This window comes from Solobacterium moorei, from assembly GCF_036323475.1.
In the GTDB taxonomy this organism is placed as follows: Bacteria; Bacillota_I; Bacilli_A; order Erysipelotrichales; family Erysipelotrichaceae; genus Bulleidia; species Bulleidia moorei.
This window is the reverse complement of sequence record NZ_AP028934.1, coordinates 610962-630215: the sequence shown is the minus strand read 5'-3', so window position 1 is coordinate 630215 and position 19254 is coordinate 610962. Positions and strand designations below refer to the sequence as shown.

Here is a 19254-nt window from a genome sequence, read left to right as displayed (position 1 = left end):
CCAAACCCATCTAAAATACAGATGTTTTCATTGACGATAGATGTGTAGGTTGCTATAATATTTGAGCGATGCACCAGTGGTGGAATCGGCAGACACGTACGCTTGAGGGGCGTATGAGGCAACTCGTGCAAGTTCAAGTCTTGTCTGGTGCACTTATACTTTAATAAAAACTCGCTGTTGTTGCGAGTTTTTATTATTTCATATCGATTGTTTCATTTCCTATGATATTGTGTTTCATAACAAGTTTATGAAGCGATACAAAATCCCTTTACTTTTATATCTATAGAAACTAATATATGTAATTACAGGAGGGAAAGAGTATTTATGAAAAAAGTATTAATTCCGGCTTTAGCTTTAACTATGGCTTTATCCTTTGCCGGCTGCTCAAAATCTGAAAAAACAGGTTCTACAGCAGAAACAAAAGAGACAGTAAAGACAGACTACGATGTAGTAGTTATTGGCGCTGGTGGAGCTGGTCTTACTGCCGCAATTACAGCAGCTGAAAACGGTGCATCCGTTGTTGTTGTCGAAAAGATGGCAGCTATCGGTGGCAACACAGCTCTATCTGGTGGTGAAATGGCAGCACCTGGTAACTGGTTACAACAAAAAGAAGGCATCGAAGATAGTACTGATAAGTTCTACGAAGATGTTATGAAAGGCGGCGACTACAAGGCTAATCCTGAACTCGTTAGAGTTTTAGCTGACAACGCTTTAAGCGCTGCTGAATGGTTACGTGATGACATCAAGGTTGACTTCGAAGACAAGATGATGTTCTTTGGTGGACACAGTGTAATGCGTTCCTTAGTACCTCACAACGAATCTGGTGTTGAAATCATCCAGAAGTTAAAGGCTAAGGATGATGAATTAGGTATCACAGTATTAACAAATACAAAGGCTACTGAATTAGTAGAGTCAGATAAGAAGGTTACTGGCGTTAAAGCAACAACGAAAGATGGTGATGTAACATTTACAGCTTCTAAGGGTGTTGTACTAGCAACTGGTGGTTTCGGATCTAACATTGAAATGCGTAAGGAATACAATCCAGAAATGGATGAGAAGATTCTATCTACATGTTCTCCTGGAAGCACTGGTGACGGTATCGTAATGGCTCAAAAGCTTGGTGCAGATACAGTTGATATGTCTTATATCCAAACATATCCAACATGCGACATCACATCAGGTACATTATTATATGTTGGTGACGTACGTTTAGCTGGTAGATCAATTCTTGTTAACAAGGAAGGTAAGCGTTTCGTTGAAGAACTAGAACGTCGTGACGTTATTTCTAAGGCTGTTACAGAACAGACAGGTGGCGTTTCATACATGTTCTGGGATGAAGCATCTATGGAAGCTTCTGGTGTTAAGGAAGCTCACCCTGAAGAGTACGAAAGACTCATCAAGGAAAAGCACCTAGTGAAGGCTGATACAATCGATGAAGCAGCTGCTTTCTTCGGTATTGACGCTGAAACATTAAAGAAGACTATTGCTGACTACAACCAATACGCTGCTGATGGTAAGGATTTAGAGTTCAACAAGCGTGGCAAGTTAGTTGCCTTCGGTGAAGGCCCATATTACATCATGGTTTCACAACCATCTGTTCACCACACAATGGGTGGTGTTGTAATCAACACGAACGCTCAAGTACTAGACAAGGATGGCAAGGCTATCTCTGGTCTATACGCTGCTGGTGAAGTTACTGGTGGTATCCATGGTACAAACCGTCTAGGTTCTGACGCTATCGCTGATATTACAGTATTCGGTAGAATCGCTGGTGAACAAGTATCTAAGTAACAAACGTATAAAGCGAGATGAGAAATCATCCCGCTTTTTATTTTGGATTATTATTTTTTTGTAGCTTTTTCGCAGCGATTATCGTATAACCACATGCATTTACTAAGATTTTAATATCATCAGTGATAGAGATCCAATTCTTTCCTTCTCTGGATATCTTACAATTCTTATCTCTTATTTTATTTGGCTCTTTTCAACGATTTAGTTGATAAATGGTTTGTTGTACACTTATGTGCACAACAATAAATGATATATGACATAGAATAATCTAAACGGAGGTCATTCTATGCGAATCAATCAGGAATTTTTAAACCATTTGGCACCTATAGAACTATCGTTTATTCAAACAAGTATCACCAAACTATGCCGCGATAAGGTAACAGATGACACAACCAATTATGATAATGTTTGTAATAAGGTTGAGTGTTGTCCTGATTGCAAATCACACCATTATGTAAAGAATGGTTTTAATCCCCATCACAAGCAAAAATACAGATGTCAAAGCTGTAAGAAGATTTTTACTGCTACTACAAAAACGATGTTTACCCATTCCAAGACGTCTTTTAATACATGGTCCGCTTTTATTGCATGTGAGTTGAATGGTCTTTCATTAGAACAAGATAGTTTAGCTACAGGGTTATCTGTGACCACATGTTTCCATATGCGCCATAAGCTGTATCAAGCAATTTCTAAAGTTAACGATAATGTCATATTACATGGCCTGATCGAATTGGATTCAGCTTATACAAAAATCAATCTGAAAGGTACAAGACCTCAAAATATGCCTAGATCAAGCAAACATAGAGGAAGAAAGAAGGCAAGCATCTACAGTCGACACCTAAGAGGATTAAGCAATCACAAAGTATGCCTTGTTACCGCAACAGACGAAAATGATAACATCCTATTTAAGATAGCAGGGCTTGGATCAGAAAGTTATGACAAGTATAACCAATTTAAAGAGCACTTTGTAAAACATTCAATGATCATTTCAGATGACAAGCCATGTATACAGACATTTGCATATAACAATGGGATGAAAACAGATGTAATACCATCACTTGCCAATCAAAAAAGATATACGACCAGCAGAGGAAACAGTGTATCTTCCGTAAATGAATTACACACAGAAGCCAAAGAGATGATAAGACACAAGAAAGGAATCAGCACACGACACCTACAAGCGTATTTAGACTGGCTAGTATTCAGAAAGAGACTTAGATATACGTTAGATATGAGAAAGTGGAAAGATGAGACATATATGGAGACTATGAGAGAGAAGATACCATTTATAAATACAGAGATTGTAAAATTACCACAACCAGTCGACCTATATAAAGCTTATGGTTCACACCACTATGGGATTTATAAGAATATCAACTAAATCGTTGAAAAGAGCGTTTTATTTTTACAATACTCGACAACATCTTCTATGTCTGAATTCAAACTTTCTTTGATCCTAATTAGTCCTTCAGGTGTTGTATTCATATTATCTATATTTAATAAAAATTCTTCTGGTGTTTCATTTTTAAGTATTTTAGGATTATCTAAAAGAAATTTATTTACATCTTTTGCATAATTCTCTATACATTCTTTCCAGTCATCATCATTTCCCCACCAATGATATTTTGAACAATTCATCCTATTCAAAACTTTAGATGGATAGATTTTTTGTAATCTCCAATTACAAATATGTTCTCTTTTAATGATACATTCTATCAAACCCTTTTTATGTCTAGGTTTTCCTAAAACAACAAGATTATCCCCGACATCTCCCCATTGGTGTGGAGCGATGTATACTTTTGTACTAGGCGAAAAGAACTTGATACCAGATTTGATTTCATGTTCCTCTCCATAAAATCTTTTATCAACTATATTCCCAACCAAACACCATCTCCAAGCATAATTTTCAATTTTATTTTTTACCATAGTCATATCACCTTTTCCCAATTACAGCATGTAAAAAAGCCCCGCATTTACGAGGCTAGTTCCATTGTTCAAAATCTTTATGATATAACTGAGAAAATTCTTTCGGTTCTACGCTGCCTTGTGGATATGTATAGACTGGAAGATTTGCGTCAGAATACATCTGCTTTAAGGCATCGATATATTCCCAACTGTATTCAATCATCTCCCATTTTGTAAACCATGAGTTATCACCAATCATGCACGCATGTAGCATTCTTTCATACGCTTCTGGTGTATTTAACTTGAAGATTAAATTACAGTTTTGACAGAAGTCCATCTGTGCTTTTGTAATACTATCTTCACCCGGTGTCTTGATATTAAATTCAAGATATACTCCCTCTGTTGGTTGAATCTTGATAACCAGTACATTAGGATCCACATCTTCTCGTTGTCTTTTGAATGTAATCTTTACTTCAATTTCTCGACGAGCCATTTTCTTACCTGTACGAATATAAAATGGTACACCTTGCCAACGCTCATTATCAATAAACAGTTTTAATCCTGCAAATGTTTCAGTTCTAGATGCTGGGTCAACATGTAGTTCTTGTCGATATCCATCGTACTGGCCCAACAGCAATGTATCCTGAATCTTCAGTTTATCGACTGAACGTAGCTGTTTTAGAACTGCAAGCTGTTGCTCGTTCATATTACCGGTAGGATCATCTACTGCTACGATACTCATAATTTGTAGTAAATGGTTTTGAACCATATCTTTGAGAGCACCAGCATGATCATAGTAGTTTCCTCTTGTTTCAACACCGACTTCTTCTAGTGCTGAAATCTGGACATGATCAATGTTATCTTTATTCCATACATTCTTAAATAATAAGTTCGCATCACGAATGGTTAGAATATTACGCACCATCTCTTTTCCAAGATAATGGTCGATACGATAGATATGGTCACCACCAAATAAAGTCTCTAATTTCTTGCTTAGGAATTTTGCAAGTTCTAAGCTTGCACCGAAAGGTTTTTCTAATACAATCTTTGGTTCATGCATATTTTCCATTGTAGAAACACCATCGGTGATTCCTTCAAAGAAATCTGGTGCTACCGCATAATACACGACATGATTCTCAGATGGGTGTGCTTCATAGTATTGATCTAATAACTGATATTGTGATTGAGCTGTAAAATCCATGCGGAAGTAATGAATGTGTTCAAAGAATGCTTGTAACTGCTCATCTTTTACTTTTACTTGCGCAAATTCACTAATCCATGGTTCAATAACGCCTTGATAATCCGTATCTGTATAGTCTCGTCTTCCAATTGGAGTAATTAAGAACTCCTCAGGTAGTTGATTTTTGATGTACAGATTATACATAGCAGGCAGAAGCTTACGATAGGTTAAATCTCCTGTTCCACCAAATATTGTAAGTGTTAACTTATTCATAACTACCCCACCGGTGGTGCTCAAAGCCTTCATGGTCAACTCTTTGATATGTATGTGCCCCAAAGAAATCACGTTGACCCTGAATGATATTTGCACCCAAACAAGTACTAGTCAATTGATTGATGTATGTAAGTGCTGCGGTAAATACTGGTAGTGGTAAATCAATAGATTGTACAATAATCTCTTTTAATGCCGGAGCATTTTCTAATACTTCATTCTTGAATACAGGATAAAGAAGTAAATCATCAGCGCCATCATCATATGCATGCATGATATCCTGTAGTAGTTTTGCTTGGATAATACATCCAGCTCTAAAGATAGCCGCAATTTGCTCGAGATTTAAATCCCAACTATACTTATTAGACGCATCACGATATAAATCAAATCCCTGTGCAAAGGCAATCGTCTTTGCTAGCTTATATGCTTGATGTACCTTATCAATATCAACATTCTTCTTATCATTTGTGATTTCCTTGCGGTAAGCATCACGTAATGCAAGTTGATTAGACATGATACGTGCTTGATACGCTGCAGTTAATAAAGACGCATTAAATTCTTGTCGAAGTGCTTCGATACTTGTCCAACGACCTGTACCCTTATTTCCTGCTACATCTAAAATCACATCCACGAGATCGTGTTCTGTAACAGAATCTTTTTCTCGTAATACAGTCACTGTAATATCAACGAGATAGCTTTGTACATCCCCTTGATTCCACTGTTCTAACACATCCGCAATTTCACTGTTTGTATAACCTGCTGTGTGTTTTAGAATCAAATACGTTTCTGCAAGCAACTGCATATCCGCATATTCAATACCATTATGTACCATCTTTACATAGTGACCGCTGCCTTCTGGTCCGATATATGTACAACATGGTTCACCATCTTTCTTCGCTGAGATATCTTCTAATATCTTTCCTATCGAAGCGTACGCATCTTTATCGCCAGATGGCATAATACTTGGGCCTTTTAAAGCACCTTCCTCACCACCAGATACACCAACACCAAAGTACTTTAATCCATGTATAGCCATCTGTTTGTGGCGACGATTTGTGTCTTCAAAGTAAGAGTTACCACCGTCCATGATGATATCTCCTTCTTCCAATAACTCTGAAAGTTGTACTAATACATCATCAACCGGTTGACCAGCCGGTACCATTAAAAATACACGACGTGGTTTTTCAAGAGAATTTACAAAATCCTCTAGTTTTTCGAAGCCATGAAAACTAGGGATATTTTCATCAATCAATACTTTTGTACGTTTAAAAGTACGATTATATCCACTTACCTCAAAGCCATGGCTCAACATATTTAAGGCAATGTTCTTTCCCATGATACCTAATCCAATTACACCAATATTACTCATTTTCATTACTCCTCATAATAATAGAAACACCTTCCGGAATTGTTACTGTAGATACTGCATTTTGTATGTATGCATGTTCAATTGGTAATACGCTTAATGAATCTGAAAAACGATTCGCAACGATAATATCATCATCTACAATCACAAAGTCACGTGGATGCTTACCAGCACAAGACGTTACTTGGATACGTTCAACATCTTTACCAGATACATGTAGTACTGTAATTACATCCAGTGTTCGAGTTGATACGTATAGATAATCACCTTTCTTGCGTATTGCGGCTGTATCCTTAACATGTGATAAACCATTCTCTAATAGTTCTACTGTATTTAAAACCTTCTTTGCATGCATATCTACTACATATAGAAGATTGCTTAATTCACCTACTACATATAGGTATTTTTCATCATCCGAGAATACCGCATGTCTAGGTCCTGCACCTACTTCAAATGAAATCTCATCCACAACCGTAAAATCTTTATCTAGAATCTTTATCAGGTCTATAAAGAGACATGGCACAAGATATTGGTCCTTATATGGAATAACCTGATGGCATCCAGCCTTCTCTTTGATGTGTGTTCTCTTAACCAGTTCTAGGTGGTTATTTTCAAACCGTAATAACGTTACATCCCCACTGTGGAAGTGTGCCGTAAAAATTAAGTTATCTTTTACACCAACATAGCAGGATGTAAATGCTTCAAAAACGATGTGATCGATTTCATTGCCGCTTAGATCAAATACAGCTACACCAGAGCCTTCCTCAAAATCACATACTGCTACGATATAGTCACTCATCCAAGCCAAATACTTTGGATTGCGTACTTTTGTAAATAAATGAACATCTGTTATCTTACGATTTTCATATTTAAATGCGTAAATACCTTCACTCTTTTCAGATGTGTATGTTCCTACATAGCCTGTATATGACATCATTAGTTCCTCTTATTTCTATTGGTTTTATTGTATTCTCTTTCATTTAAAAACACTGCTATTTTGCCCTAAAACGTAAAAAGCCAGATTACTCCGACTTTTAGATTCCCTTACTCTTTTCTAAAGCAGACGCAATTACCTTATCCATATCATAGTACTTGTACTCACCTAAACGACCACCAAAAAGGATGTTTGTTTCATGTGAGGCAAGTTCCTTATATTGCTCGTATAAAGCAGTATTCTTTTCATCATTGACTGGATAATATGGCTCATCGCCTTGTTTCCATTCAGAACTATATTCACGGCTAATGACTGTCTTAGCTAAATCATTGCCATTTTCATCTTTCCCAAATGTAAACCACTTATGCTCGATAATACGTGTCCAAGGTGTTTCACGGTCTGTATAATTCACAGCCGCATTTCCTTGGAAATTAGGAATGTCTAAGAGTTCATTTTCAAAACGAACAGATCGATATTCCAATGTACCTAAACGATAGTCAAAATATGCATCAATTGGTCCTGTATAAACTACCTTTTCCGCAAGTGCGTCATACTCTTCTTTCGCTTGAAGATAATCGACATTGAGGCGCACTTCAATACCTGCAAGCAGGTTTTTAACCAGCTTTGTATAACCACCAACAGGGATTCCCTGATAGAGTGCATTGAAATAGTTATTATCAAAAGTTAAACGGACTGGTAAACGTTTGATAATAAATGCTGGTAGTTCAGTACACGGTCTTCCCCATTGCTTTTCCGTATATCCCTTGATTAGTTTCTCATAGATATCTGTCCCAACAAGTGAGATTGCCTGTTCTTCAAGATTCGTCGCTGTTGTGATATTCGCGGCTTTCTTCTGTTCTTCGATTTTGTTGATGGCTTCTTCTGGTGTTACAACACCCCACATTTTATTAAATGTGTACATATTAAATGGCAAAGAATATAACTCCCCATGGTAATTGGCAACTGGTGAATTCGTAAAACGATTAAATTCAATAAATTGTGTAATATACTTCCAAACATCCCTATCATTCGTATGGAAAATATGTGCACCATACTCATGTACATCAATACCTTCTACCTTCTTTGTGTAGATATTACCAGCAATATGAGGACGCTTATCTATGACTAGAACTTTCTTGCCTTTTTCTTTTGCCTGTTGGGCAAATACTGCACCAAATAATCCAGCACCTACAACTAGATAATCATATTGTTTCATATGTACTCCTTATTAAGCACCGTATTTTCTACGGATAATATCTGCAACTTTGCCTACTAGGCGTTCACAAATCTTATCTGTCTCAGCTTCCGCCATCACTCGTAATAATGGTTCTGTTCCACTAGGACGAACTAGAATACGACCATTTCCATTGAGTTCTTCATTGACTTCATCGATGGACTTTTGAACTTCTTTATCATCCATTACTAGGGTCTTATCTGTAACCTTAACATTTACTAGTAACTGTGGATAAATCTTAAGTCCATCACAGAGTTCAATAATACTCTTACCCGTGTTCTTCATAACTTCAAGTACAGAAAGTGCTGTTAATAAACCATCACCCGTTGTGGCATGTTCCTTCAAAATGATATGTCCACTCTGCTCACCACCGATAACATAGTTATCGCGGAACATGACTTCAGAGACATACTTATCTCCTACCTGTGTCTTTTCAACTCGGATTCCTTCGCGTTCCATCGCTTTATATAAACCGAGGTTTGCCATTACAGTTGTAACAATTGTATTATTTGTTAACTTATTTTGATCACGTAGGTATTTACCAACGATATACAACATGAAGTCACCGTTTACAAGTTCTCCATCTGGACGAACCATGATTTGACGGTCCGCATCACCATCAAACGTTAAACCAACAGTATAGTTACCCTTCCTCATCTCTTCACAGAATAGCTCAGGATGTGTAGAACCACACTTTGTGTTGATGTTAATACCATTTGGCTCATTGTGGAACGCTGTTACTTCAGCACCTAACCGTTCAAGAGCCTTCTTAGCAGTATAGGAAGAAGACCCATTTGCACAATCAATCGCAATCTTCCATCCACTTAAATCTAATGGATATTCTTTTACAATCCAATCTAAGTAAATTTCAATCCCTTGTGGGTAAGCGATAACCTTACCAATTTCACTATCTGTGCGATATGGAATTGTAACTTTGCCATCAATATAGTCTTCAATTAGGCCTTCAATATCACCGGATAACTTGAAGCCATCATTTGAGAATACTTTAATACCATTATCGTAGAAAGGATTATGACTGGCAGAAATCATCGCACCACACGCAAATCCATTCTCCTTTGTTAAAAGGCAAATCATTGGTGTTGGACAGTATCCTGCTAGATATGCATCACAACCTTCGGATGTAATACCAGCTGCTAATGCATTTTCAAACATATCGCTAGATAGTCTTGTGTCCTTGCCGATAACGATTTTATTCTTTCCTTGTTTACTGAAATAGTATCCCAGGTATCTTCCAACCTGGAAGGCCCTCTCTGCTGTTAATACTTCATTTGCTTTTCCACGGATTCCATCCGTGCCAAAATATCGTCCCATCCGTTATTCTCCTTCTTTCTGTTGCGTATTTTGATCACCTAAAATTGTGAGTGTTAGTTTATTGTCTTTTAGACTGTACTTTACAAGTCCTGTCGTTGACTGTTCTACCTTCACTTCAAACTCATGCAGGCCAGGCTCCGCCGTTGACATATCGATATATAGATAAATATCATTTGCGCTGATCTTACTGATGTTATCTTGTGTGCCAAACACTTCTACATCCATAGTAGTAATATTGTCTGATTGTGTAGCTTTGTAGTTATGAATATTATTCTTATAGTTGATTGGAACGCCGGTAATTGTCTTTGTTGTTCCTGCACCAAATTTCACATCAACACTAATCGTAGAAACAGTCGCTGATGTAATACCGGTAGGTAATGTAATGTCCTGCGATACAGTCGTATCCTTTGTAAGATTCGATACATCGACTTCTACTGTTATTTTATCAACATCGAGTAACGCACTTTCAGTGCCATAGATTGTAACAGTTTGTTTATCAGCTATAGCTGAGGCAACCGCTTGGTTATCACCAGGTGTACCTTTAATCTTCACTTCAATAGGAACCGTCTTATTTGGCGAAGTAACTGGTACATATACATGCATGGTTTGAGGTTCAATATCTACATTTACAATTTGACCATTGGCATCATAGGCAACTAGCTTGGCATCTTGTTCAAAGTCCGTAACTTGATTAGATACGTCAATGAGTGCTTTCACAAAGGCAATCTGATTCAATGTATCCTGTGATGCCCGTATATCCACAACGGAGGACGCAAATTGAGGAGTACCTACGTTATATATGCCATCCATCTTATCACGGTGAATAATATCATAAGAGATAGCGAATTGTTGCGTTACCTTCTTCTTGATTGTCACAACAGCATTCGATGGGTTAACGATCGTACTAACAGAATCCCCAAATCCTTCTGCAATCAATGTTACTGCATGTGTTCCTTCACTTAGATTTGTTAAATCCGCAACAACTTTACCATTTGTAGTACTTGCGGCAGTAACGCTTGTCGCATCACCCGTAATTGTAACATCAGTTGTTGTAGGAATCCCTGAAATTTCATACTCTTGCGTATCATATTGTACATATACTGCAACGTTTTGAACGGTACGACTTGTCTTTAGTGACGTTTGATATAGCGATGTAATATCGTTGTAGTTTACAACAATATATAAAAGTGCCGCCAAGATTAATGATACAACTTTTGCATATTTCGCATTGAATAATACACGATCAATTCCTGTAGAAGCGTAGTGAATGAAATGGATAATTTTCTGTACAAATCGATCATACTGGCCTGAAATACGCTTTGATTGATTTGCAAGATGCTTTGCAAGTTCAAGCTTATTATGATCCATGTGGTGTTTTTTCTTATTTGCCATTATCGTTCACCTCCTTGCTTACGATCAGAGGTATCTGATTGTTTATAATTCGATTTGTTGTGCTTTGGATAACTTGGTGTTGGACGCTTCTTCTTATGCGGAAGCTTAATCGAAGCAGCCTTTGCAGCCGCATCTGCTGCTTCATGTACATCCTGTAATGCATGTTTACTACTACTTACAGTTGTATCATTTTGCTCAGCAGGAATGACTTCTTCTGCAGTAATCTTACCTGCTTCAAGGATTGTCTCTTCATTAGCAGCTGGTGTATCATCCATCTTTGTTTGGAGTTCATGTACATCTGCTTCAATGATCGTTTCATCATCGTTATTTTCACCATTTTCCTCTGTTTGACCAACAATGATGTGTGTTAGATACTTACGTAATTGTTGCTCATTTACAGTAGTTAACTTACCACCTTCAGCGATGGATACGTTTCCCGTTTCCTCAGAGACTACAATTGTTATCGCATCCGTAATTTCACTAATACCAATTGCAGCACGGTGTCTTGAACCATAGCGCGATGGAATATCTGCTGTTGTCGGTGGGAAGTATGCACTTGCACAAGCAATCTTATCACCCTGAATAATGACAGCCCCATCATGTAGTGGCGTTGAGGTTACAAAGATTGAAGTTAAAAGCTCTGCCGTAACATCTGAATTCAAGCGTGTACCAGTCGCAATAAAATCGTCCAAAGGATGGGACTTTTCAATGGAAATCAACGCACCCGTTTGATCAGCACTTAGTAAGCGTACCGCAGTCACAATATTGTCTACTAACTTTTCCTTTTCATTACCACTGAGTGAACTCATTCTAGAGAAGAAGCTGCTCTTACCAAGTCTTTCCAAAATCGTACGGATTTCTGGTTGGAAGATAATAATAACTGCTAAGAATCCCCAGTTAATAAACATGTTTGTTAAAAACTGCAAAGTCTTTAGATTCATGACCTTTGCAAGTACATCTACGATAATGACAAAGATAATACCTTTAAATATCTGCATGGTACTGCTCTTACCACGAACAATACGTAAAGCAGCCAAGATAATCATCCAAATTACTACTATATCGATAACTGTCGTACTGAAAGTTAAGAACTTGTCCCACAATGATGATAGGTTATAGGTTGACATTTAACATATCCCCTTTCAAATATGTTCTTATTATACCACACACCACCATGCGCACTATAGTCCCATCAAAATAACAATCCGCACGTATAACGTGCGGTTTTTAGGCTACCCTATAAGGGCCTTTACCACACTTCGACCCTTAAGGGTCTTGTGTAAAAGACCGACAACCGTGTTTGCACACTATGGCCTACCCTTTAAAAGGGTCTACATATTCTTTTTTACTTAGATTATCCTGTATCATATCTTCTTTTTCTTGATTTCGGATATATTCTTCTACTACCTTCGTATTCAGTCCTACCGTACTTGCATAGTAACCCTTCGCCCAAAAGTTTCGATTGCCATATTTATATTTTAAATTTGCATGTTTCTCAAATATCATCAACGATGATTTGCCTTTCAAGTATCCCATGAAACTTGATACTGCTATCTTCGGTGGTATCTTTACCAACATATGTATATGATCTCTCATTGCATGTGCTTCTATCATTTCTACATCTTTATATGCACACAACTGTCTCAATATCCCTCCTATATCTGCTCTTAATTTTCCGTAAATTGCCTTTCTTCTATACTTTGGTATGAACACAATATGATACTTACAGTTCCATCTCGTATGTGATAGACTTGAATCGTCATTTGGCTTTGTTGCCATTGATATCTCCTCCTTATATTTTGAATTTCGGTTGTCAGCCTTATTCAATTATATACGGAGGCTTTTTTCATCGCTTAAGCTTTTCCATTCTCATACGCATAGCGTATGGTTTTTATAGGAAACTTCGTTTCCTATAATAAAAGATGACCTTATAGGTCATCTTCAATTGCACCACTCTTGGCATATGCAGAAGGTCTAGCTTCAAAGAAATCCGTCTTCACCATGTTTGCGTCTGAGTATTGTTTTACCCACTTCATGGATTCAGGCTCTTCTGCATACTCTTCATACAGATTACCAAAGCCTAGTGCCGCAAAACGTGTGTTCCCTAGATACTTGATATAGTCTGTAACCATCTGCTTATTTAAGCCTGGAATTTCATCACCAATTACATAGTGTCCCCATGCAATTTCTTGTTCAACACCAGTATTCATCATTTCGCGAATCATCTGAATATTTTCTGGTGTAAATAACTCCGGTTCTTCCTTCTGTAACTCTACTAAGATGTTACGGAATAACCATAAGTGTGTTGATTCATCACGATTGATGTAACGAATTTCCTGTACACTTCCTGGCATCTTACCATTTCTTGCAAGATTGTAGAAGAACATAAATCCAGAGTAGAAGTAAACACCCTCTAGGATAAAGTTTGCAATACATACTCTCAAGAAAGATTGTTTATCTTGCTTGGCAACGAACTCATTATAGAGTTCGCCAATAAATTCATTTCTCTTTAATAGGTGCTCATCTGTCTTCCACTGATAGAGGATATCATTTCTCTGTTCTGGAGAACAGATGGAGTCTAGCATGTAGCTGTAAGACTGTGAGTGAATGCACTCTTGGAATGTCTGGATAGACAAGCATAAGTTCACTTCATTTGCAGTAATGTACTGAGAAATGTTTGGTAAGTTAGCAGATTGTAGAGAATCTAAATAAACTAAGAAGCTCAAAATCTTATCGTACGCTGTCTTTTCAGCCAAGCTAAGACGTGGATAGTCTGACTTGTCTTGATTCAAGTTAATTTCTTCTGGAACCCAGAAGTTATTCATTGCTTGACGGTACCAATCGGATACCCAGTTATACTTCATATTATTGAAGTCATTGATATTTGTTGTGTTGAAGTTGATAAGACGACGATTACGTACATCAATATCTCCCTCAGGGTTAAATAACGGTTTACGATTAATCTGATCTGTCTGCATGTTTTCTACCTCCTATGCGGAACAACTTTCACAATCTTCAGGGTCTAATGCCTTTGAGCGTGTGTAGTAGATAGTCTTAACACCACAATCATACGCTAATACATATAACTGCAATAACTGACTCATCTTATAGTCATTTGTAATCCATAAGTTAAAACTCTGTGCTTGGTCGATATGACGTTGACGGATACCAGCAGCTTTGACTGACCAAGTCTGGTCAATTGTATGTGCTGTCTTATAGTACCAATATGTATCCGCAGATAATTCTGGTGCAGTTCTTGGTAAGATAGAACCCTTCTTTTCTTCTAAGAAGAAACGATTCATAACAGGGTCAAGTCCTGCTGAAGTACCAATCAAGATAGATGTTGAACTTGTCGGAGCGACTGCTAATACATATGCATTACGCATACCTGTCGCATGTACTTCTTCCTTGAGCTCTTTCCAACGTGCAGAGTCATATCCACGCGCATCAAAGTATGCTCCACTTTCCCACTCAGAACCTTCAAAGTACTGATAACTTCCACGTTCCTTCGCAAGTGTATTACTTGCCTTAATTGACGCATACGCAATATTTTCAAATACTTTGTCTACGAACTTTAAGTGCTCTTCACTTTCCCACATGATATGGTTCTTTGCAAGCATGTGGTGATAACCACTGACACCAAGACCAATAGAACGATACTTACGGTTTGTTACCTGAGCATTTGGTAATGGATAGAAGTTTAGATCAATTACATTATCAAGAGCACGTACCACAGTCGCAGTTACCTCTTCGATTTCCTTAGGGTCTTTCACATTGATATTACCTAAGCATAGTGAAGCTAGGTTACATACAACATAATCACCTGGTTTTGTTGTTGTGACGATCACTTCATCTCTATCCTCTGTCTTAATAACACGAGATATCTGTTTTACTTCAGACATATTCTGTGCAATTTCTGTACAGAGGTTAGAACTATAAATCATACCCTTGTGTTTATTAGGGTTTGCACGGTTAACCGCATCACGATAGAAGGCAAATGGTGTTCCTGTTTCTACCATAGACTTCAAGATTAAACGAACAACTTCCTTTAATACTAATACACGCTTAGAGATACGGTTGTCATGAACACATTCCCAATATCTCTTCTCCCATTCTTCGCCATAAAAGTCTTCAAGGCAATAGCCCTTAACCATGAGGACATCATGTGGATCAAGAAGATACCAATCTTGGTTCATATCTTCCTTCACCATCTTCCAGAATAAGTCTGGATAACATACTGCAGGGAATACGTCATGAGCCTTCATACGGTCATCACCGTTGTTTGTACGTAACTGTAAGAATTCAGGTAAGTCCTTATGCCATACATCGAGATATACCGCTACAGCACCAGCTCTTACACCAAGTTGGTCAACTGCAACCGCAGTATCATTAATCACACGAATCCAACGGATAACACCACCAGATGCACCTTCAAACCCACGGATTGATCCACCACGGGAGCGAACCTTACCTAAATACATACCCATTCCACCACCAAACTTACTTACATCGGCAAAGTTAGAAATGGAATGATAAATACCATCCAATGAATCTGGAACGGTATCGATAAAACAACTTGATAACTGATGATATGGCTTTCTCGCATTCGCCTGTGTTGGAGTTGCCATTGTTACCTTATGTAAACTCATCATATCGTAGAACTTCTTCACCCAACCGATACGATTATTTGTTTCCTTCATCGCTAAATGCATCGCAATACCAATATACATCTCCTGTGGTGATTCCAATAGGACATGTTGGTGGCTACGAATGAGATAACGTTGGGATAATAAGTCTAGTCCACTATATGTAAATAAGTTATTACGTGTATTGTCGATTAGTGTTGCAATTTCATCGACTTCTTTATGAGAATAGTTTTCTAAAATATATGCTCCATATAATCCTTGTTCAATCATATAGGAGATTTTCTGGTAAAAGCTTGTTAGACCAAGTTTTTCTTCAGTTGCTCTTAAATCAGACGCAATACTGTAACTTAGTAAACGTCCAGCAATTCTTTCCCAATTTGGTTCTTCTTTTGTTGTAAGTTCAGCAGAACTTCTTGTTAATAATGTAATTCTATCTTTCAGAGATTGGCCTTCTTTAGACATTGTAGAGAACTTCTCATACAATCTCTTTAGGTCATAGTCTGGATAAGTCTTTTGGATGTCAACCAAAACATCTTCCAACTCTTCATCACCGATGAGTTTTACTAACTCAAGACGATCATTACGCATCTGTGTACGCTTTTCACGGTATAAGATATAACTCTTTGCAACGTTATATTTTTCGTTCTTCATCAATATCTTTTCAACAGTATCTTGAATTTCTTCGACATCAACTTCTTGACGACCGTCAAACTGCGCTTCAATCTGCTCTAATAAGTCAGAAAGATATGCTTGATCAACACTCTCTTTTACGCTTAGGAAAGATTTTTCTATTGCTAAAACAATCTTAGCTCCATCATATGGAACAACTTGTCCGTTACGTTTTACTATCCTATCCACAACTTCCACCTCCACTGAATTCTGTCTTTCAATAGCATAATAAAAAAAGAATTATTTTTCTATCTGAATGCCCAACTTTTTCTCGCAATTCCCTCTTTAAAAGCCCTCTTATTTTAAATAGTGAAAATCACTAATTTTATTCTCTGAAATCATTCATCCTTTTCATTTTCAAGGCTTGAAAACTTTGCTTATCATTTGTTTAAATTATCAAAAAAAGCCCCTGTTAGGACCTACTAAAACCAATCAATTCATATTGATATATTATTCCATACCTGCTTTTCTGTATTGTTCATTAACCCACTCTTTGAACTTTTCAGCTGCCTCAACAGCTTCGATAGGAGCATCATCTTTTAATTTTGCTCCTATCATATATGGCTCATAAATTGATTTTAGCTTTCTTATTTCTTCAGGATATATGAGTATCATGCAATCACCTCTTTCATATATCTAGTGCATTGTTGCTGGCTGTTATTTTATTGTACTACCTAAATTTATACTTATCATAAGCAAAGTTATCTAATTACATTTTTGATACATATCATTTTCTTCCTAATAGATTAGCGTTACTAAAGCAGAAGATTTTTGTAAATGGTGCCAATTGTATGCCGCAAAAAAGAAAAGCCCTAAAACTAGGACTCTATCTCTATAAAGTGCCGCTTAGCAGAATTGAACTGCTCGTTCATCCTTACCATGGATGCGTATTACCACTATACTAAAGCGGCATAGCCTTTATATAATAACAAACTACAACTAAAAATCAATAATCAGTACTGTTTTTCAGTTCATTATAAACAACCTGTAAAGGTAGTCCCATAATGGTATAATAATCACCATGAATTTCTTTGATGTATCTTCCACCAAACCCTTGGATTGCATAGGCTCCTGCTTTATCTGCAGTTTCCCCTGTATGAATATAATCCCAGATTTCTTCATCACTCATTTGCGCAAAATAGACATCCGCAACACTTGCATATGTAAAACACTTCTTTTCACTAATAATGCATAAGCTTGTTAGTACTTGACTCTTGTGATTTTGAAGCTTCTTCAACATCTTAAACGCATCCTCATCATCTTCTGGTTTCCCCATAACTTGGTTATCGCATAAGACTAAAGTATCACTACCAATCACGATAGACTCTGGATGTCTTTCTAAAACTGTCTTTGCTTTGCGATAAGATAGATTCTTACTTTCCTCAACAAGATCTGCCTGTAAATCAATTGTTTCATCAATATCTGCTGGATCACAGATAAACGAAAATCCCGTTTTTTCTAATAGTTCTTTACGGCGTGGACTCTGTGAAGCTAGCACTAGTTTTCTCATAAACAACCTCTTTCTTTTACTATTTTATGAAAAATTAGGAATTAATGAAAGTGCTTACGTGATATAATTATTGAAGAAATAAAAATTGAAAGGGATTAAGAATGAACAAACCTACATTAGTTATTTTGGCTGCCGGAATGGGTAGCCGCTATGGTGGCATGAAACAGATTGATGGAGTTGGAAGCCATGGTGAACCAATCATAGAATTTTCTATCTATGACGCAAAAGAAGCAGGCTTTGAGAATGTTGTTCTCATCATCCGTCGTGAACATGAACAAGCATTCCATACCGCATTAACAGACCGCGTATCGAAGGGAATAAACGTGAAGTTTGCTTATCAGGATATCAACAATGTTCCATCTGACATTGTGGTACCTGAAGGACGTGAAAAACCATGGGGCACAACACATGCATTACTTGCATGTAAGGGTGTCGTTGATGGACCATTTGCGATTATCAATGCAGATGACTTCTATGGCAAGGACGCATACAAAGTTATCTACAATTTCCTAACAACTGAAGTAAGTGATGACCATTACGCAATGGTTGGTTATGCCGCAAATAATACGCTTACAGATCACGGAACAGTTACACGTGGTGTATGCCAAAAAGATGAAAAAGGCAACTTAACAAGCATTGTTGAAGTACAGAAGATTGCCCGTCAAGATGGTAAGGTTGTTTATGATGACAATGGAACTTGGAAAGAAATGGATCCTAATGCATTAGTATCTATGAACTTCTGGGGATTTACACCTAAGGTATTTGATGACATGGATGTATACTTTGATGAATTCATTCATGCAAACCTCGCATCAAACCCAATGAAGTGTGAATATGTCATTCCTACTACTGTTGGTCAAATGGTTAAGGATGGTAAGTGTACAGTTAAAGTACTTTCCTCTAAAGACCAATGGTTTGGTGTAACATATCAAGAAGACAAGCCACTTGTAGTTGAAAAGATTGCGGAAATGAAAGAAGCAGGAATCTACCCAGATATCCTTTGGAAGTAATTAAGCCCTTGTGCG

The 19254-nt window shown here is 37.4% G+C and carries 17 protein-coding genes and 2 tRNA genes; 4 read left to right on the top strand and 15 right to left on the bottom strand.

What is annotated here, in order from left to right; translation table 11 throughout:
• The first annotated feature begins 70 nt into the window (after nt 1–70).
• Together RGT18_RS03035 and RGT18_RS03030 are read left to right on the top strand one after the other, a co-directional pair.
• A tRNA-Leu gene (locus tag RGT18_RS03035) sits at nt 71–152 on the top strand.
• 172 nt (nt 153–324) lie between these two features.
• Complete coding sequence (locus RGT18_RS03030; RefSeq protein ID WP_028077691.1) at nt 325–1791, top strand: FAD-dependent oxidoreductase; 1467 nt, start codon at nt 325–327, stop codon at nt 1789–1791.
• A gap of 37 nt (nt 1792–1828) precedes the next feature.
• Here the strand turns inward: RGT18_RS03030 and RGT18_RS03025 are convergent, their stop codons facing one another.
• Complete coding sequence (locus RGT18_RS03025) at nt 1829–1969, bottom strand: DUF3781 domain-containing protein (protein ID WP_281169048.1); 141 nt, start codon at nt 1967–1969, stop codon at nt 1829–1831.
• 108 nt (nt 1970–2077) lie between these two features.
• Here RGT18_RS03025 and RGT18_RS03020 point away from each other — a divergent pair, with 108 nt between their 5' ends.
• The gene (locus RGT18_RS03020) at nt 2078–3172 is read left to right on the top strand and encodes an IS1595 family transposase (RefSeq protein ID WP_028077690.1); all 1095 of its coding nucleotides are present in this window, start codon (nt 2078–2080) and stop codon (nt 3170–3172) included.
• Here the strand turns inward: RGT18_RS03020 and RGT18_RS03015 are convergent.
• The 14 genes from RGT18_RS03015 to RGT18_RS02950 form a co-directional block, all read right to left on the bottom strand.
• The gene (locus RGT18_RS03015) at nt 3169–3717 is read right to left on the bottom strand and encodes a DUF3781 domain-containing protein (RefSeq protein ID WP_245580906.1); all 549 of its coding nucleotides are present in this window, start codon (nt 3715–3717) and stop codon (nt 3169–3171) included. The two genes, RGT18_RS03020 and RGT18_RS03015, sit on opposite strands and share 4 nt — an antisense overlap.
• Before the next feature lie 55 nt (nt 3718–3772).
• Nucleotides 3773–5149, bottom strand: coding sequence for a glucose-6-phosphate dehydrogenase (gene zwf / locus RGT18_RS03010; RefSeq protein WP_028077689.1), 1377 nt, complete (start codon nt 5147–5149; stop codon nt 3773–3775).
• The gene (gene gndA, locus RGT18_RS03005) at nt 5142–6515 is read right to left on the bottom strand and encodes an NADP-dependent phosphogluconate dehydrogenase (RefSeq protein ID WP_245580905.1); all 1374 of its coding nucleotides are present in this window, start codon (nt 6513–6515) and stop codon (nt 5142–5144) included. Before gndA ends, zwf begins: the two co-directional genes overlap by 8 nt.
• On the bottom strand, nt 6508–7449 hold the full coding sequence (locus RGT18_RS03000) for a beta-propeller fold lactonase family protein (RefSeq protein WP_081659487.1): 942 nt from the start codon (nt 7447–7449) through the stop codon (nt 6508–6510). Before RGT18_RS03000 ends, gndA begins: the two co-directional genes overlap by 8 nt.
• 97 nt (nt 7450–7546) lie before the next feature.
• Nucleotides 7547–8662 (bottom strand): UDP-galactopyranose mutase, encoded by a 1116-nt coding sequence (gene glf, locus RGT18_RS02995; RefSeq protein WP_028077686.1) that lies wholly within the window; start codon nt 8660–8662, stop codon nt 7547–7549.
• Between the two features lie 12 nt (nt 8663–8674).
• On the bottom strand, nt 8675–10012 hold the full coding sequence (glmM, locus tag RGT18_RS02990; protein ID WP_006526060.1) for a phosphoglucosamine mutase: 1338 nt from the start codon (nt 10010–10012) through the stop codon (nt 8675–8677).
• A gap of 3 nt (nt 10013–10015) precedes the next feature.
• Nucleotides 10016–11404, bottom strand: coding sequence for a CdaR family protein (locus tag RGT18_RS02985; RefSeq protein ID WP_028077685.1), 1389 nt, complete (start codon nt 11402–11404; stop codon nt 10016–10018).
• A complete protein-coding gene (gene cdaA / locus RGT18_RS02980; RefSeq protein WP_006526062.1) occupies nt 11404–12531 on the bottom strand; it encodes a diadenylate cyclase CdaA in 1128 nt (375 codons plus the stop codon). Before cdaA ends, RGT18_RS02985 begins: the two co-directional genes overlap by 1 nt.
• Nucleotides 12532–12718: 187 nt before the next feature.
• Nucleotides 12719–13183, bottom strand: a complete 465-nt coding sequence (gene tnpA / locus RGT18_RS02975; RefSeq protein WP_338175109.1) for an IS200/IS605 family transposase — start codon at nt 13181–13183, stop codon at nt 12719–12721.
• A 149-nt stretch (nt 13184–13332) separates the two neighbouring features.
• Nucleotides 13333–14382, bottom strand: a complete 1050-nt coding sequence (locus tag RGT18_RS02970; protein ID WP_028078208.1) for a ribonucleotide-diphosphate reductase subunit beta — start codon at nt 14380–14382, stop codon at nt 13333–13335.
• A 12-nt stretch (nt 14383–14394) separates the two neighbouring features.
• Nucleotides 14395–16908, bottom strand: coding sequence for a ribonucleoside-diphosphate reductase subunit alpha (locus RGT18_RS02965; RefSeq protein ID WP_037403939.1), 2514 nt, complete (start codon nt 16906–16908; stop codon nt 14395–14397).
• 261 nt (nt 16909–17169) lie between these two features.
• Nucleotides 17170–17334: a hypothetical protein gene (locus tag RGT18_RS02960; RefSeq protein ID WP_169534021.1), complete on the bottom strand. Its 165-nt coding sequence runs from the start codon at nt 17332–17334 to the stop codon at nt 17170–17172.
• A gap of 225 nt (nt 17335–17559) precedes the next feature.
• Nucleotides 17560–17630 (bottom strand) — tRNA-Thr (locus tag RGT18_RS02955).
• Between the two features lie 35 nt (nt 17631–17665).
• A complete protein-coding gene (locus tag RGT18_RS02950; RefSeq protein WP_028078210.1) occupies nt 17666–18229 on the bottom strand; it encodes a Maf family protein in 564 nt (187 codons plus the stop codon).
• A 101-nt stretch (nt 18230–18330) separates the two neighbouring features.
• On the opposite strand from RGT18_RS02950, the gene RGT18_RS02945 reads away from it, so the two are divergent.
• Nucleotides 18331–19239 (top strand): nucleotidyltransferase family protein, encoded by a 909-nt coding sequence (locus RGT18_RS02945; protein WP_028078211.1) that lies wholly within the window; start codon nt 18331–18333, stop codon nt 19237–19239.
• The last annotated feature ends 15 nt before the right edge of the window (nt 19240–19254 follow it).

Bases quoted from the DNA above. Each gene is read 5' to 3' on its own strand.
- RGT18_RS02960 (WP_169534021.1), bottom strand. From the start codon at position 17,334: ATGATACTCATATATCCTGAAGAAATAAGAAAGCTAAAATCAATTTAT.
- gndA (WP_245580905.1), bottom strand. From the start codon at position 6,515: ATGAGTAATATTGGTGTAATTGGATTAGGTATCATGGGAAAGAACATT.
- RGT18_RS03000 (WP_081659487.1), bottom strand. From the start codon at position 7,449: ATGATGTCATATACAGGCTATGTAGGAACATACACATCTGAAAAGAGT.
- RGT18_RS02970 (WP_028078208.1), bottom strand. From the start codon at position 14,382: ATGCAGACAGATCAGATTAATCGTAAACCGTTATTTAACCCTGAGGGA.
- RGT18_RS02985 (WP_028077685.1), bottom strand. From the start codon at position 11,404: ATGGCAAATAAGAAAAAACACCACATGGATCATAATAAGCTTGAACTT.
- RGT18_RS03015 (WP_245580906.1), bottom strand. From the start codon at position 3,717: ATGGTAAAAAATAAAATTGAAAATTATGCTTGGAGATGGTGTTTGGTT.
- cdaA (WP_006526062.1), bottom strand. From the start codon at position 12,531: ATGTCAACCTATAACCTATCATCATTGTGGGACAAGTTCTTAACTTTC.
- RGT18_RS02945 (WP_028078211.1), top strand. From the start codon at position 18,331: ATGAACAAACCTACATTAGTTATTTTGGCTGCCGGAATGGGTAGCCGC.
- glmM (WP_006526060.1), bottom strand. From the start codon at position 10,012: ATGGGACGATATTTTGGCACGGATGGAATCCGTGGAAAAGCAAATGAA.
- RGT18_RS03020 (WP_028077690.1), top strand. From the start codon at position 2,078: ATGCGAATCAATCAGGAATTTTTAAACCATTTGGCACCTATAGAACTA.
- glf (WP_028077686.1), bottom strand. From the start codon at position 8,662: ATGAAACAATATGATTATCTAGTTGTAGGTGCTGGATTATTTGGTGCA.
- RGT18_RS03030 (WP_028077691.1), top strand. From the start codon at position 325: ATGAAAAAAGTATTAATTCCGGCTTTAGCTTTAACTATGGCTTTATCC.
- RGT18_RS02950 (WP_028078210.1), bottom strand. From the start codon at position 18,229: ATGAGAAAACTAGTGCTAGCTTCACAGAGTCCACGCCGTAAAGAACTA.
- tnpA (WP_338175109.1), bottom strand. From the start codon at position 13,183: ATGGCAACAAAGCCAAATGACGATTCAAGTCTATCACATACGAGATGG.
- zwf (WP_028077689.1), bottom strand. From the start codon at position 5,149: ATGAATAAGTTAACACTTACAATATTTGGTGGAACAGGAGATTTAACC.